At 35.4% G+C, this 16,618-nt stretch carries 16 protein-coding genes and 1 pseudogene; 1 reads left to right on the forward strand and 16 read right to left on the reverse strand.

Translation table 11 applies throughout. The features are described 5' to 3' along the window. Positions 1-570 precede the first annotated feature (570 nt). The 4 genes from ACUN0F_RS01300 to betB form a co-directional block, all read right to left on the reverse strand. The gene (locus ACUN0F_RS01300) at positions 571-1,440 is read right to left on the reverse strand and encodes an arylamine N-acetyltransferase (RefSeq protein ID WP_131934973.1); all 870 of its coding nucleotides are present in this window, start codon (positions 1,438-1,440) and stop codon (positions 571-573) included. Positions 1,441-2,080: 640 nt separating this feature from the next. Further along, positions 2,081-3,025 (reverse strand): DMT family transporter, encoded by a 945-nt coding sequence (locus tag ACUN0F_RS01305; protein WP_131934974.1) that lies wholly within the window; start codon positions 3,023-3,025, stop codon positions 2,081-2,083. 331 nt (positions 3,026-3,356) lie between these two features. After that, a complete protein-coding gene (locus ACUN0F_RS01310) occupies positions 3,357-4,568 on the reverse strand; it encodes an iron-containing alcohol dehydrogenase (RefSeq protein WP_131934975.1) in 1,212 nt (403 codons plus the stop codon). 32 nt (positions 4,569-4,600) lie between these two features. Further along, the gene (gene betB / locus ACUN0F_RS01315) at positions 4,601-6,073 is read right to left on the reverse strand and encodes a betaine-aldehyde dehydrogenase (RefSeq protein WP_131934976.1); all 1,473 of its coding nucleotides are present in this window, start codon (positions 6,071-6,073) and stop codon (positions 4,601-4,603) included. Between the two features lie 268 nt (positions 6,074-6,341). On the opposite strand from betB, the gene cudC reads away from it, so the two are divergent. Further along, complete coding sequence (gene cudC, locus ACUN0F_RS01320; RefSeq protein ID WP_131934977.1) at positions 6,342-6,878, forward strand: choline uptake/conversion transcriptional regulator CudC; 537 nt, start codon at positions 6,342-6,344, stop codon at positions 6,876-6,878. 61 nt (positions 6,879-6,939) lie between these two features. Here cudC and ACUN0F_RS01325 read toward each other — a convergent pair. The 12 genes and pseudogenes from ACUN0F_RS01325 to ACUN0F_RS01380 form a co-directional block, all read right to left on the reverse strand. Beyond that, positions 6,940-7,300 (reverse strand): annotated as a pseudogene (locus ACUN0F_RS01325) (IS3 family transposase); the annotation flags it as partial. 290 nt (positions 7,301-7,590) lie between these two features. Beyond that, a complete protein-coding gene (locus ACUN0F_RS01330; RefSeq protein WP_445539040.1) occupies positions 7,591-8,214 on the reverse strand; it encodes a hypothetical protein in 624 nt (207 codons plus the stop codon). Beyond that, positions 8,211-8,756, reverse strand: coding sequence for a hypothetical protein (locus ACUN0F_RS01335; protein ID WP_445539041.1), 546 nt, complete (start codon positions 8,754-8,756; stop codon positions 8,211-8,213). Before ACUN0F_RS01335 ends, ACUN0F_RS01330 begins: the two co-directional genes overlap by 4 nt. A 36-nt stretch (positions 8,757-8,792) precedes the next feature. Beyond that, positions 8,793-10,718, reverse strand: coding sequence for a WxL domain-containing protein (locus ACUN0F_RS01340; protein ID WP_445539042.1), 1,926 nt, complete (start codon positions 10,716-10,718; stop codon positions 8,793-8,795). Positions 10,719-10,747: 29 nt separating this feature from the next. Beyond that, a complete protein-coding gene (locus tag ACUN0F_RS01345) occupies positions 10,748-11,833 on the reverse strand; it encodes a DUF916 and DUF3324 domain-containing protein (RefSeq protein WP_445539043.1) in 1,086 nt (361 codons plus the stop codon). 70 nt (positions 11,834-11,903) lie between these two features. Then, on the reverse strand, positions 11,904-12,509 hold the full coding sequence (locus ACUN0F_RS01350) for a WxL domain-containing protein (protein WP_088060768.1): 606 nt from the start codon (positions 12,507-12,509) through the stop codon (positions 11,904-11,906). A gap of 80 nt (positions 12,510-12,589) precedes the next feature. Continuing rightward, a complete protein-coding gene (locus ACUN0F_RS01355; RefSeq protein WP_087983660.1) occupies positions 12,590-12,790 on the reverse strand; it encodes a hypothetical protein in 201 nt (66 codons plus the stop codon). Positions 12,791-12,862: 72 nt separating this feature from the next. Continuing rightward, the gene (locus ACUN0F_RS01360; protein WP_000879955.1) at positions 12,863-13,066 is read right to left on the reverse strand and encodes a hypothetical protein; all 204 of its coding nucleotides are present in this window, start codon (positions 13,064-13,066) and stop codon (positions 12,863-12,865) included. A 63-nt stretch (positions 13,067-13,129) separates the two neighbouring features. After that, positions 13,130-13,336: a hypothetical protein gene (locus ACUN0F_RS01365; protein ID WP_000956354.1), complete on the reverse strand. Its 207-nt coding sequence runs from the start codon at positions 13,334-13,336 to the stop codon at positions 13,130-13,132. 42 nt (positions 13,337-13,378) lie between these two features. Next, positions 13,379-14,245, reverse strand: a complete 867-nt coding sequence (locus ACUN0F_RS01370) for a hypothetical protein (protein ID WP_445539044.1) — start codon at positions 14,243-14,245, stop codon at positions 13,379-13,381. A 1-nt stretch (position 14,246) separates the two neighbouring features. Next, complete coding sequence (locus ACUN0F_RS01375) at positions 14,247-15,179, reverse strand: type II secretion system F family protein (protein ID WP_445539045.1); 933 nt, start codon at positions 15,177-15,179, stop codon at positions 14,247-14,249. Continuing rightward, the gene (locus ACUN0F_RS01380) at positions 15,172-16,605 is read right to left on the reverse strand and encodes a CpaF family protein (protein WP_445539046.1); all 1,434 of its coding nucleotides are present in this window, start codon (positions 16,603-16,605) and stop codon (positions 15,172-15,174) included. Before ACUN0F_RS01380 ends, ACUN0F_RS01375 begins: the two co-directional genes overlap by 8 nt. Positions 16,606-16,618 lie beyond the last annotated feature (13 nt).

A 16,618-nucleotide genomic window follows, 5' to 3' on the forward strand; every position in this document is an offset into this window, starting at 1 on the left:
AAAATAAGCTATATATACACTAATCGGCTCAAAGAAGCCCTTTCACAATTGAAACAAGACGCAACTTGCTTCTACAACTCAACCACAACACAATAAGGTGTGGGAATAAACGGAATCAATTAAACATTAAATATAGTTTTATATTAATTAATTTACATCAGATTTTCAACTAAAGTTCAAAAAAAACTTTATCAAACTCCCCTACTACTTTACAATAAACGTTAATTTATCTGAATTCCAGTAATTTTACAATCAAATTTTTTATAAAATTAATGATTAATTTATTATGTATTTATGAATCATCACAAGTAATTTATACATATGAAATAAAATAGGCACCTTATTCAGATGCCACATAAATTGTAGGGGTACCAGTTGTATGTCAGAAAAGCCTTTCTGTATAATTATATGTTGCTTGACCTTCATTATGCCTAAAGTAACCTCTAAATACGTTTATTGTGTAATTTCTATACAACAAAGAAAAAAGCAACCGTTTTGAATGCTTTGCCTTTATATATAAATTCCAAACCAATATTTAGGGTTCTGTAAATATTGACAAGTCCAATTTTTTTAAAGGTCATCTAACGGTATTGCATTAACGATTTCCTTACTCAAATTAAATATGTTAATTAGAATTCGTTTCTTTTCCTGATTCGTTACTATCTCCTCAACTGTAATATTACCATCTTCATTTAAATGAAAAAGTTTATTTCGACCTAGTGTAACAGCCTTTTTTCCAATGTTTTTACGAATAAATAAACTACTATTAAATGGGCTATAGTTTCGAGTATTTTCCCAACGCTCCTGTAAATATGAAAATTCGGCATTATCAATCTCTAATCTACAGGTAATTTCTTTCTCACTGTGACCCGTTCGAAATACAATATCCCACAAATCATTAAAATTCGGATATACCTGGATTGTAAAAGGTAAAGGTCCTCCAATTGAAGGTCGTTCTTGGGATAAAGGGACAATATCTTCAATCATTAAAATTCCGTCTACCAAATATTGTTGATCTTCAATTGTAACAATGACCGTGCCATGACTTGGACCATTTTCCGGTGGAGTAAGCCCTACCATCGATCCTGCCGCAGCACGTACATCATATCCTAAAATTTTTATCAGACTATATAAACCTATAGAATGTCCCCAACATGTCCCTCCCGTTGAATGTTCTAAAAAATTCGAAAAGAATTCTGAAGGATTTCCAATTGGTAACGGACCTGACATGTGATTTCCAAAATAAATCCTTTTATGTATATTATCTTGCGGAACATTTCTGCACCATGACTGATAAAGCATTCTCAGGTTATCTTCACTATTTTTAGGCCATTGTTGAAACCCCAATTTACTAATAACAGCTTCTATCAGCTCCAAACTTACACCAAATTCCAAGCATGTTTCTTCGACTTTATTAATATCCTTTTTTAATAGATTCACTGTATCAACTCCATGATTCCAGTATAAAAACTCCTACTTTAAAAAGTTTAATCTATAGACTTTAAGTTTTTAAAAGCTTTGTAACAGAACTCTTTTCTCGATATATTCGACGACGGTATTCGTGAGTTACGTTTTTGTCTGTCAAGAAACTGTGAATAATGACGAAGATCAATCTACGATACACATTTCATCGCCTTTTCTTTTACCAATATTTTTTGAGGCAAAGCTCGAGGGAATATCTGATATAGAATCCAGATGGTTGTATCATAACAAAATTTACAGATACCTTCTGTGGTACCTGTATTGAGAAAATAAAACGGTTTACAAAAAATCTGAAAGTTAATCCTACAGGCTAACACTATAAAACGTTCTGTTTAAATCATAAACAAGTTATTACATACGAGAGAATATTGAAGCGGTGACAATTATTGTTGCCGTTAATTGTACGTCGACAAAGAGAGGTTTTCAAATGAACTACACCTCCAATTGTTAGGTATGTCCAACAATTGGGGGCAGTTCAAAAATTGACTTCGCCTTTTTGGTCTATTATGGGTTGCAGAATTACGAAACGTTACATAATAAAATAACGATATCTCTCTATTTTTTTAATTTTGTTAACTTTTCAACAGAACCAAAATTATTATTTGTACCAAATTTGAATATCTTTAGGATTAACTATAGTAAGAATCGCTCCTAAGAAAACTAATAGACAACATATAACTAAAACCCATGAGAATGAGGTTCCAAGGAATATTATAGAAATCGCAACTGCCCATGCTGAATAAGTTGTGTTCAGCGCCATAGCTTTTACTGGACCAATTTCTTTAATGGATTGGTAATACAATAAATAAGAAGTCGTTCCGATGAGTGCGGTAAGAGCTATCATCAGAAATTCAAATTGTTGTGTAACTTTTAGAGTAAATGTTATGCTATTAAATACGGGAATTATGAAACCCCCATATGTTAACGCAGAAATAAATTGTCGTATTTGAAGCGCTTCAGCTGCTGTCATCTCATCATTTTTAATACCATATGCATAAATCACAACCTCTAAGCTCCACGAAATAACACATATACAAACAAATAAAAAACCAATTAAACAATTTTTTGAACACCCGCTATTATTGAATAATCCTAAAATCATAATAAATATGATACTGATAGTCAAACCTATCCAATTTATAAAACTCAATCGTTCTTTTAAAAAAATAAATGCAAAGAATGCTCCGATTGCAGGACAAATTGCTGAAATAGCTGCTGTGTAAGAGGCTCCTAAAAATTGAACACCTAGTACATAACAAGTCATGCCTATAGGTCCACCTATAATAGCTCCTAGCATAACAAAGCGGCCACTTTTGGTTTTCATTTTGGATATAGTTAGTTTAAATTTTCCTCTAACCATCATAAAAAGCATCATCCAAAGACTTGAAATAAAATCATGTAAAAATGTGCTAACCAGTGGAGCCAAAAATATGACTTCTTTATTTTCCATCATTAATTGTGATGATAAAACCATTCCAATTAAGATTGTGTCTACTGCCCAAGCGATACCTGCCAGTAGACCAAAATAAGTCCCTTTTTTCATTTAATACCCTCTTTAATTTTTGTTTATGGGTCTTTTTACCTCCCTACAGTCCGGATTTAAGTCTAATTGAAGGATTATGGAAATAGCTCAAACCAGACATCAGTCATAATGTTTTTTATTCATCCGTTCACGAGATTCAAAAAAATGTACAAGTTTTTATTCATGAGTTAAATCGTACACCTGAAAAAGTGATTAATCGATTGTGTGTTCAACTGTAAAATTTAAATTCAGCATATATTTAAAGAGAAATTTGATTTAATCAATAAGTTTTTACTCTTATGAAAAAATATTCCACATTCATAAGAACCAGCTCCTTTTACATTCCTTTCCACTACAAGGTTTTTGGAACTAGATTAAAGCATCTTTTATATATCCATTCGTAATCTTCTACTTTTAGGTCACGCGGGTTCCCAACCGTTTGAGGGTCGTTCATAGCTTCTTTGGCTAGACGTTCAATCATATCGACTGATACTCCTTGTTTTTCAAGTTTAGGTATTTCCAGTTCGTCTACAAGATTATACATCCAATTTACAGCTGCTTTTGCTGCATCTTCAGTCGATAATTCATGAGTATTAATTCCCACCGCTTGAGCAATGCGTGCAAACTTTTCAGGATTTCCTTTCCAGTTAAACTCCATAACCGGACCCATCATAGCTGCGACACATTGTCCATGGGCAACAACAGGCATAATCCCGCCTAATGTTTGGCTCATGGCATGCGCAGCGCCTGCGGATTCACTTCCATAGGATAGCCCCGCTAGCATTGCTGCTTGTGCCATACCGTAACGAGCTTCCAAATCTTCACCATCTGCAAATGCGCGGTAAATATATTTTGACGCATACTCAATCGCCATTAATGCTGCCGCATCTGTAATGGGCTGAGCATATTTCATTGTATAACATTCAATGGCATGCGCTAAGGCGTCAACACCTGTCATGGCTGTTACAGGTGGCGGCATAGATACATGTAATTCTGGATCAATAATTGTCAAATGGGCGGCGATGAGTGGCCCCCCTGTATTAAATTTAAATTCCCGCTCTTCATCTGTAATCACGGCCCATTGCGTTACTTCAGATCCCGTTCCAGCTGTAGTTGGGATGGTTGTCAATGGTGGAATTCGGTTCTCAAGCGGCCTTTTCCCTTCCACAGCTTCATATTCTAAGACAGAACCTTTATGTGTTGCCTCAACCCCAATCGCTTTTGCTGTATCCATTGAGCTACCGCCACCGACAGCAACTAGCCCATCACAGCCTTCTTCTTTATAAAGCGCAGAACCTTCAGCAACTAGACGTACTGGCGGATTCGGTTCAACCTTATTAAAGACAACTACCTCTAAATTTTCTTCTTTTAAATATTTAATAACCGGATTAACAACACCTGCATTAAAAATTCCGGGATCTGTTACAAGTAATATTTTTGATACACCCAAATTTTTGACTTCCTTTCCTACATGACGAATTGATCCAATCCCGTGTTTAATAGCTGTAGGCACCTCAAATTGATGGAACTTATACATATGCTCAACTTTCATATTTAAACTCATACATTAAAACCTCCTGTTCTTTATTTATCCCTTTATTTAAACCAACCAATCGGTTCTGGTTTGGTGTTTCGATAAATATGTTTGATTTCAGTATATTCTTCCAACCCCGCGCTTCCTAGTTCACGGCCAAAACCTGATTGTTTATACCCACCCCAAGGCGCTTGAGCAAAATACGGGTGAAAATCATTAATCCAAACGGTTCCCATTCGAAGACATGAAGCAACAAACTCAGCTTTTTCGATATCCTTTGACCACACAGCTCCTGCTAGTCCGTAAATTGTACTATTCGCAAGTTCTATTACTTCTTCTGTTGTTTTAAAAGTTTCCACCGTTAAGACTGGTCCGAACACTTCCTCTTGAACAATTCGCATTTGTGAATGACAATTTACGAAAATTGTCGGTTTATAGAAGAATCCATTTTGAAGTTCCGGATCTTCTGGACGTTCCCCGCCGAGAATTAATTGCGCTCCCTCTTTTTTTCCGATTTCTACATATTTTTCTACTTTCGCACGATGTTCCATTGAGATAAGAGGGCCGCTTTGTGTATCTTCATGAAATCCATTTCCTAATTTTATATTTTTGGCACGGTCAACAACGGCTTGTAAGAATTCATCGTGAATATTTTCTTCAATTAGTAAACGGGATCCCGCTGAACACACTTGACCAGCATGAAAAAAAACAGCGTTTAACGCTTGATCTACCGCTATTTCAAAATCTGCATCAGCGAATACAATATTCGGGTTCTTTCCGCCTAGCTCAAGAGCAATTTTCTTCACATTACCGCTAGCTGCTTGCATAATTTTCTTTCCTGATTCAATCCCTCCGGTAAAAGAAAGGAGATCGACGTCTAGATTGCTAGATAATTCTGCCCCTACTGTATATCCAGGACCTAATACTAAATTAGCCACTCCTTTAGGAACACCAACCTCTTCCATTAATTCAAATACTTTTATAGTCGTTAGTGGAGTAATTTCACTAGGTTTCATAATAATTGTATTCCCTGCAGCCAATGCGGGCGCAATTTTCCATGCCGCCTGAAGTAGAGGATAATTCCATGGGGTTATTTGACCACAGACTCCGACAGGTTCACGAACAATTCGACTTTGAGAATTAGATATAGGAGAAGAGATAATCTCTCCACCATACTTATCTGCAAGACCTGCATAGTATTGAAATACATTGGCGATATCGTCCATGTCTGCTTGGCTTTCGATTAACGTCTTTCCTGTATCTAAAGTTTCGAGCTTGGCCAATTCTTCCTTATCTCGACGAATTAGCTCAGCAATCTTTTGAATAAGTTCTCCACGTTCGTTCGCAGGTTTGTTTGCCCAATCACCTTTGTCGAATGCTACGCGCGCCGCTTTAATAGCGAGCTTGGCATCCTTTTCGTCTCCCTCAGTTACAGTAGCAATTATTTCTTGATTAAAGGGATTGATGATGTTTCTCGTTTTTCCAGAAACGGACTCTACCCACTCTCCGCTTATATACATTTTCTTTCGAGACATCTAATCACTCCTTTCAGAATAATTTTGTTAAGTTTTTTCTTAACGTTTTTAACAAAATTAACTTAACATAAACGAAAAACATTGTCAAAATAGGATAAAAATTCAGAATTTTATAACCTGTTGATACGTACGGGTTCATCGGGCAGGAAAAATTATTTATTAACATTTTTTTTGACATTTTTCTATAATACGTTAATATAATCATTGTTCAAAATAAATTTTATAATCTTAAGGTTTCGACTTTTTTCTACTAGGAGGGGTTTGCAGGATGAACGAAAGTGGATATGAGGCCATTAACAGGGCAAAGACATTAGTGATTGAGTCGATTGCTGAAACAATGGATCTTTATGGAGTTACAAGAAGCGCGGGGACATTATACGGAACAATGTACTTTGAAGATGACATGAATTTAGATGAAATGCGTGAACGACTAGGAATGAGCAAACCTAGTATGAGCACAAGTGTAAAAAAGCTGCAAGACTTTGATATTGTCAAAATGAAGTTTATTAAAGGGAGCAGAAAACATACTTATATAGCGGAAAAAGATTTTTTTAAATTTTTCACTCATTTCTTTTCTCGTAAATGGGAAAGGGAAGTAAAGATAAATTTAAATGCGTTGGAGAAATCTCAAAAAATATTAAGAGAATTGCTGAATAATCAGGAAGAACCAGAAGAAATCAAAGCGAGTGCAGAACAGATTTATGAGCAATTAGAAGACTCTCGAGTTTATTACAAGTGGCTGCAAAAATTAGTAGATTCTATAGAAGATGAGAGTATTTTTGAATTTATTCCCACAGAAGATTAATAGTGGAAAGATGTCACTGGGGGTGATTTTAATCAGATTAGTTTTTGAAAAGCTCACCCTCAGGTGCAATTTTTCCAACTGTCCCTTTATAAGAACGATATTTTTTCATACTAACGAGGCATTTTAAATCTAATTCGTTCATCAGACGATACACTTTTTTATGATTTACTTTATGCCTACCATTCATTAATTCATCGTGAATACGACGATAACCATAAAGGCCCTCATGTTCCTCGTAAATAGCTTGAATGAGCACTTTGATCTCCGCCTTTTATCGGGACGATTAAAATGTTTTACCTAATAGTAGTACGTGCTGCGTGGAATATCTGCCAGTTGAAGTAGTTCCTTCACTGGGAATTATTTCCTTAGTCCATAGATACTTGCGCCTTGCCTTGTTTTGAACCCAGGCATTCAACTTTTTCAAATAAACATAAGCCATTGATTTTTTTAGTATTATGGCTGGTTTTCCCGCTCCAACTGTTCCAATAAATCTTATTAAATATTAAAAACACAACCTATCACTTTTGAAATTTTTGTAAATCATGTATAATAAAAGTATCCTACACGAGATATTGAGTCGTATCTCATTCGTCATTTAAAAAAAGGCCCCATATAGAAATAGGCCTTTTTCTTTTTGTTATTTTTTTCTTTAAGTTTAATCCGATGCGTTTATTTTTCAAGCGAAGAGTTCTAAATGAGTTTTAATCAAACTTTATTTTAAAGCTATCCATTCAAAACTAGCCCATTCTTTAGGCACCCTGTCATACTTTATACGTCCAGTTGTACAAAATGAAGCAATCATCCATTGAATTAGGTTCATCTTTGCGTAAGGATCGATACAATCCTCAAACTTTTTTAACTGATAACCTGTACTATTTTTCTGCCAAATTGTATATAAACGAAAATGAGTTGTCGTAACAAGTCTAGCTTTTGTTGTAACTTGCCATTTTGCAATTTTCGTTAAATCCTCTTTGACTTTTCTATCATACTCTTGTTTTATGACTTTATAACTCTTATCTTTATTAATTAATCCATTAGAAAATGAAAAAGGCATTTGATGCACCTCATAGACAGTTCCTTCTTCATCTCCTAAAATGTTTGATTCTACTAGAAATATATTTTTTAGTTTTAACTGTTCCGTTAATTCTTTTCCGCTCCGATAAAATGGTTTTTTTATCTTCTGAAGCAGGATAACCTGTACAATTAATCCGATAAGTAACGGATACGCTAGTATAAATACCATATTAATAAACATATTTGTAATCAGTATCCCTACTAGTGCGAATATCGTGAAATAAATATACTTTTCTCTTTGATGAATGATTCTACTATTCAAGCTAATATACCCCCGTTTTGATAAATAGTGAAAGCAACATACACGATTGCTCCTAATAAAATAGAACAAGCCCCTGGAAAGCTCTGTATCAGCTGTATTTCTTTCTTTGGCAGTTTTGCCCCAAATATAGAAGCAGCATGCTCCAATTGGTCTTTAATCGCTCCTACAAACCCTAAAATTTTAATTAATCGATACACACTAGCAATCCAAAAGAATAGTAAATGGAAAGCTGTTAATGTAATTGAGGTAAGCATAGCCGATTCTTCTACTACATTGCTAACATATAAAGCTACCACCACAAGCATTTTCGTATCACCGGGTGAAGAGAATTTAAACGTCTCTAGTAATAAACCGCATGCTAAGGCCATGACTAGTACAATTACAATCTCTTTTCCCGTTCTTATTCCAGTAAAATACGTGATTCCTATACCAACAATTAAGAATAATAGATGCCATATATTTTTCGTTTTTCTATATTTCAAATCAGTAAATACATTCAGGGTCATATATCCTATTAGTATTCCTATTACATATATACTCATAATTTTTCTCCTTATTTTCCCGGTTTTGATGGATTATTACGGTCCACTCACTACAGTCCAAGTGACCGTAGAAGTATAAGTGGCTTGTCTATCCTTCCCTACATAAGTTGTCCCTGGATCTAACTGCAGTTGTAATCCATTTTGTCCAAAATCGACTTGATACTCTCCAATTGCTACATCTTTCGAAGCCCGGATAATAGTGTGTGCTGCCCCATTATCAATAGGTGTATTTGGGATCTGTACAATAGGTTTCCCTGTCTCTGGACCTTTTACTTTTGTTACACTCACTTGATTTTTTAAGGATAGAGAACCCTTTGGCAATTGTTTTGCTATGTTCGACTCTGTAAATTGCGAAATAGTCATATTCAATCTCCATCCATCCGCTTGATTTCGACTATCATGTATCGTGAGTTTCCCTAATGTGCCAAATGAATTTTGTTTTTCTCCATTTAATTGAATCGGACTGAACTCTACACTTTTTGGCACAGTGAGCATGTCTACCTGTCCTTTTTGTGTGGTGAAAATATGCTTTGTCGCACTTTTATTTCCAGCTTTATCTACCGTTCGGATATGTACATATTGTGGTTTCGCATAATCAGTCGGAAACTTAATGGTAGTCTGATTTGTAAACTGAACACCACTTACTTTATCAAGGGATGTGTCAGATTTATCATTTACTACATATTCATATCCCTTTACGCCACTTGTTACAGTTGCAGGAATTTCCTTAGAAAGGTCTGAAACGCCATTCCTACCAACTCCACGAATTTTATAATGATAGGTACTCCCCTCATCTTTCGCAGGTGCAAACGTTACTTTAGTTTCTTTCAGTTCTCTATTTTCAATTTGAAAGCTTTCTGGTGTTGTTGGTACTGCTTGATCTTTTGCTTCTTTATCTACATAGTCAGAGAGTCTGCCCTTATATATTTGCTGATTCCCCCTGTATACTTCTGCTTCCGATGCATACCCCACTTTTAACTCATCCACATAGGTAATTCCTTCTGAATACGCAAGCATATAAAAAGTTACGCCTCGTTGCTCGGTAATATAAAACGGATTATTTGCAACTTGAGTATTCATACTAAATGTAGACCATCCATTTATGTCTTTGTTCGTATCATTCTTTGTGACTGTACGATTATTCGGTAATTGGATAGGTGCTGCCCATTTTCTTGTTTTTAGGCGATCCCCTTGTTTCATGGGAGTCACAATTGGACTATTTAACATTAACTTGCCCTTTCCAGAACCATCCTGGTAAGGGATCACCTTATCTATCATGGGAGAATCTTGATACACATCTTTGTTTATATCCGAAGTTATATGTCTTCTATCCCTTGGTATGTTGGTACCGGGTTCTCTCTCTGGAAACAAAGAGATATTACTAATTTCTAATTCTTTTGAACCGCTTGGAACATCCTTTAAAACAGTAGCGTCATAATAATCAAATTCTCTCCCTGTTTCCCAGCTTCCATCACCATAGAAACTAATTCTCCCCAATCTTTGTGATTTCGCTTTAAATGTTGCTGAAATATAAGCATTATTAGGTACGTTTAATCGCTTAAAAACAGCAATGGAACTCTCTCTTACTGTATAAGGATATAAGACTCGATTCCCTCCCGATTTTGTATCAAATACTTTGTATCCGCTAGTATCTGTACCACCTGGATAAAAGACTTCAGATTGTAAACCTTGATTCCCATTTCCGTAAAACTCTCCCCAACCACTCATCAAATTAACGTCTTTTGGGTTATTAAAATCAATTTTCCATAATACGTCCTGCTCTAAGATATCAATCGCCCATTCTAGCTTGACTTCATTTTCTTTTCCATTTGCAGTGAGTGTTGGAATACCACTCTGCTTTTTCATTGATTCTTCGGCTAAAATAGTGTTATCTTTTGTACCTATAAACAAGCATGCGGCAGTTAAAAGCATGATTGAAGTGAAAATCTTCCCCCGTTTCACCCTATCCTCTCCTTTCACTTCTTTCGTATTTAAGAAGCTTTTAATTCTTCTCTCTGTTTTTCACTTTTCTTTCTCCACCATACAAATACAAATATCGAAATGATTAATATTCCAACACCAGCCACTATCATATACGTTTGATTTGAATACGTCGGTAATACCTTTACTGCACCATTTTGTTCCGCGTACTCTGTCACATTAGAAGCAGTTATCTGGAATTCTTCTATATATGTTTTAGATACACCATTCTCTTTTATTGTGACTTTTAGCATATACTTTCCATCTTTGTACTCTTTTGCTTTCCAGGGAATAGCCAATCCTACCTTAGATTTCGGGGCAACATTGAATGTTGGAATATTCCCGTGAAATAGAACGTTACCCTCAGATGAAATTTCATAGTAAACTGCCACATCCCTCACGATATTTGCATTTGTATTTTGAAAAAGTGCATGTACTTGCGGTTGTGTTGGATATGATTCTATTGCTGTGCCAGTTAACTTCAGAGATGGTTCATTAACAAAATTTTCAGTCTTGTTTACATTCAGCTGTATCGCTACCGCATATTCAATTCTGTTATGTACAGAGAAGTTTAATCCGCCTTTTTCAAGCTCCTGCGATTTTGTATCTTGTGCTAACTCAAATAATAACCCACCTAAAAATACGCCATCTTGATTTGGTGTCGTTACATGTATCTCTATGGTCTTCGTTTGATTTCCTTCTAAACTAACATTAGAAGGGGCTTGCACATACTGATCCATATAAAAATCTGTATCCATTAACGTACTTTGTAAAACCTCACGATTTGGCACATACATAATACCGCCATTTGTAGAGGTAAGAGCATTAGCCACTTTTACATTTACTTTGATTGGGGTATTAGCCTTATTATGTACTTCCACTTTTATTGTTTGGTTCTGTTTCTTTTTCACCTGTAAATTATAATAATTTTTAATATCGCCTAACTGATTATCTGGAACATGAATGTTAACATCAAACGGTAAACTATCTTGTTTTTCTTCTGCATAAACAACTTTAAAAGGTTTCAGGCTTACACTTAAAATAAATATAATCGCAACCAAAATACTAATTAAAATTTTATATACATTGCTTTTCATTCTGCTCCTTCTTTCTATGTACAGAAGAGAATCCTACATACGCGATTCTCTTCTGTATAATAAATTTCTATTAAGGTCCTGTTACAATAGAATATGTCAGTTTTGACTCATATGAGGTAGCACCAGCCTTATTCTCAACATACGTACTATGTGGATTTAACGTTAAAGCTAGAGACTTATCATTGAAACTAACATTATATTTCCCCATACCCTCATCTTTTTTCGCACTTAATACTGTCACCTGGTTATCTGTATCGACTATAAAGTTTGCTGCTTTAAACTCAGGATTTGGTGAACTTGTTCCTCCTACTTTGGTAATAGCAGCGCCACTACTATTTAAAACTAAGGAACCCTTTGGAAGTGTCCGATTTGATTTTGCATCTCCACTTACTTTAAATTGATCTGCTTTTACATTAATTCTCCATCCATTCCCTGAACCAGTTGCATCTGTCACTGTTAGCACACCAGGATTTGCATTTGTCACTTGCGTTTCTCCACTTAGTGTTACGGCATTAAAGTTACTAATTGGTGTAACGGCAATATTATGCTCACCACCCGTTATACTTTGATTTAGTTTTGTCTCAGCTGTTGTTGCTGCGCTTGCAGGTGTACCCATTACTGATATACCTAGTGCAATTGTTGCCAATGTAGGAATCATTACTTTACAAAATTTCATCATTAGCCCTCCTCATTTTTGGAATAGAAGGAGCCACTTAAAACGTGACTCCCCTTATCTACACCCCTAAAAAATTAAATTTAGTTCCAAGAATCTACATCTGCATTTTTTGATGCTTTTGTGAATCGAGCTAGAATTGTATCATAACCACCTTGAATTGCTTTCCATACAAATGGCCCAATCACTAATACGATAATGACCGCTAAAGCGATTAACATTCCGTTTTCTGATGATAATTGTGAGTCTTCATTTTTCAACCAACTTTTCATTTTTGCTAACATTGTATTTCGTCTCCTTTATATATCGATTTTAAGAATCTACTAAAATAAGAACTTATATATTTAAATATTTTATTACTTATTCCAAGAATTTACGTCTGCATTGCTTGATGCTTTTGTGAATCTTGCCAGAATCGTATCATAACCACCTTGGATTGCTTTCCATACAAACGGGCCAATTACTAATACGATAATGACCGCCAGGGCAATTAACATACCGTTTTCTGATGATAGTTGTGAATCCTCATTTTTTAACCAATTTTTCATTTTTGCTAACATGATTGAATCTCCCTTATCTATTTATTTGAGCTATGCATAATAAACATCATTAATTTAAACCTTCTATTGTTTGTTCCAAGAATTCACATCTGCATTACTTGATGCTTTTGTAAATCGAGCTAGAATCGTGTCATATCCGCCTTGGATCGCTTTCCATACAAACGGCCCAATCACTAATACGATAATGACTGCCAAGGCGATTAACATACCGTTTTCCGATGATAGTTGTGAATCCTCATTTTTTAACCAATTCTTCATTTTTGTTAACATGTGTATTGCTCCTTTTTTTATTCAATTTGGGATACTAGCCTCTTATATACTTGCAAATCCTTGCATTAAGGATTGAATAACAATAACCATTGGATAAATCACAATACAGCCAATAACGGCAACGTTAAATTTATTCATTTCCATTGGTTTATTTTGAATGAGACGGTTATAGTTCTCATGTTTTAACTCACGCATCATTTTAATCTGCGCGTCCATAATACGAAGACTCTGTACCTTGTCCGTTTTTTGCGCTTGTTGTAGCGCGATGGTAAAGGTATTTACTTCTGGACTATTTAAAGCTGCTGCAAAGTTTCGAAACGGTTGATCCGAACCCGCATACATTTCTAATTCCGCTGTAAGTGTAGATACATACGGTCGAAGATGTCTTCCGGCATATATCTGTGCCTTTTTTACTGCTTCTAATGTTGTATGTGTTTTTAACAACTGCAGCATTGGAATTAGATACTCTGGTAATTCGAACTTCCTTGCTTCTATCGCCTGCTTGATTCTTTTCTTTAATAGATAATCAGGATAGAAATAAAGCAGTGGTGAAATCAAAACGCCCACTTTAAATAAGTAGTAATCATGAAACACCGTACATATCAAGAAAACAGAGGTGAAAATGATCGGATATGCAACCTTCATTTTCAAATATTCTTCTGGTTTCGTATCCAAACCAGCTTCTTCTAATTTTTTCTGGATCTGCTCTTTCTTTTCTTCTGTCAGATACTTATGAGATAACGACTGGAAGGGAGCAAGCATCATTTGATTTAAATTCTTTTTTTCAATTCGTTTTGCATTTTCTACATAGTTTGTAAGTAAGCTACCACTATCTTTTTTACTATGTAGAAAGGTAGAGAATACCCAATACATGACAACGAATACCACTACAGCTAAAATCGCAGCCACTTTATTCCCCTCTTTCTGTTGGATTATAATTTGCAATCTTTTCTACACGGGTTGCTAAGAAGAAGACAATGAACATATTTACCGCTAATGCAATTTTCCCCATCATAGAACCTGCTAAAAATCCATATGCTTCTTTCGACATCAACATAATCACAATCGGCATGGCAATGACAATTAAGCAGTTCTGTACAAATGCACGTTGTGCTTGTGACAAACTAGAACGTAATCTTGCCAGATATAGCTTTTGTTTTTCGAAATCTTCTGCAATATCTAGCAAGACTTGCACTGAATTCGCGCCACCTTCTCGGCTACACACTTCCAACATTTCATGGAAGAAAACCAATTCTCTAAAATTAAAAGTTTCATTGAATCCTCTAAATGCACGGTGCATTGTAGTTCCACCTTCTAATAAAAGAGAAACTTTCTCTATTTCTTCTTGAATGCTTTCATGCATCATTGGTTTCACCTGAACTAACACTCGTTTTGCATTGTTGCTAATTTGAAGTGCATTTGCTACAGCCTTCATATAAATAGAAAGACGGTCAATGACAACCAAGTAGTAACGTTTTTTTCTTCGATAGAGAAGAAACCTTGGAACTAAAAATCCACATAAAACGGTAATCAGTGTAAAAGGATCTCTACCAAAGGAAAAATAGAATACTGCTGCAATACTCATTCCGGAAAGAATCGTATATATCCAGTACATACTTTTCTTCAATTTCCACTCGTACTTTTGGGCTTCTTGGATAACGGATTGTGGCAGATACATTCGTATACCTTTGATATTTCTTAATTCCAAGCGTCTTTCTTCTTTCTCATTTTCTTGAACAAATTGAGAAAGAGCAGAACCTTTAGATTTTGTAAAAAGTAAAACGAGCGATCCAACACTAATAAAGATCAAAAATATACATCCATAAGCCAATAAACTATGCATACTGCACCTCCTGTTTTGAAAGGAATGGCGCATAAAGAGCTGGATTTACAGTAGAAGAACGGAATTTCTTCTCCATTTCAGCTGACATTTTTGCTGTAATGATATGATCTCCATGAATCTTTCCTACTCTCTCATTCATTTCATCATATTCTTCACCCGACGGAATAAATTGAGAGAGCTGATTGAACTGTATATCATCTTGATAATCCAATAATTCAATCATCTCTGTAATATAGCGATTCCCATCATCTTTCTTTTCTAAAAAGACAATCACATCAAATGTCTGAGAAATTAATTCATATAAATACTGAGCATCGATATTCGCACCACTCTGCAGACACATGAGCATTAAACGTCTAACTGCTTCTTTTGCACTTCTTGCATGGACAGAGGTAAAGCCAGGATGTCCTGTTTGGAAGAAGTTAATCATTTTTAACGCTTCTTTCCCCCTCGATTCCCCTACAATTAATCTCTTAGGTCCTTGACGTAAAGCATTTGTTAACAATCTATCAAAGTCGATTGCATTCTCTTCTACTTCGGATGCCCTACACTGCATCGGAACAAAGTGATGTTCTGGAAATATACGATGTAAATAAAGTTCAGGGTTATCTTCTACTACCAGAGTACGTTCTTTTTTCTTCCCTTTCGGAATATGAGAAGCAAGATATTTCATAAACTCTGATTTTCCTGTACCTGTAGCTCCAGCAACTAAAATATTCATTTTGGCTTTCACAGCTGCAGCCAAAAAGTTCAACATCTCTTTCGATGCTTGATTAGTAGATAGCATACGCTCTTCAGAAGCACGAAGGTGATCCGCATTCTTACGAATCGTTATTGTTGTTCCTAGTCCCCCAAGTTCATCTAACGCAATATTGATACGGATATACGGAAACACGCAGTCCACATATGGCTTTGCTGTATTTAATGACTCTGATGTACTGTTTACCATCTTATAAGCTAGAGCTTTCACTTCTTCTTCCGTCTCAAATCGGTAGGGAAATGTACATTCTCCCTCTCCAATTTTTTCGTAAATGATTTCTTTTGTGCCATTGATATAAATATCAGTTACATCCTTATCTTCTTTCAAATGTTCTATAATCCCAAACCCCACGATTTCATCACACACCATATTTAGTAACTGTTCAGAAGGTACATCTGAAATCACGACTTGATTGCTTAGTAAAAAGCTTTTAATGATTTGTTCTACAGCTGCTCTCTTTTCTTTATTCATAAAGGATTCACTTAAGATATCACGATGGTCTTTTACTAAAAATGCACGAATTTCATCCGTTACATCTTTAATTTGTTGAGCTATAGTTGTTCCTAATTTTCGAGCTGACTTGGAACGAATCATGTAACCAAAGTGATATAAATCCACTCGATTTCGCTTTAAGGCGATTTGTTTTTCCTGTAAATAGCCCCACATACTCCTGTCCCCC

It is taken from the genome of Bacillus sp. 1A (assembly GCF_052682215.1).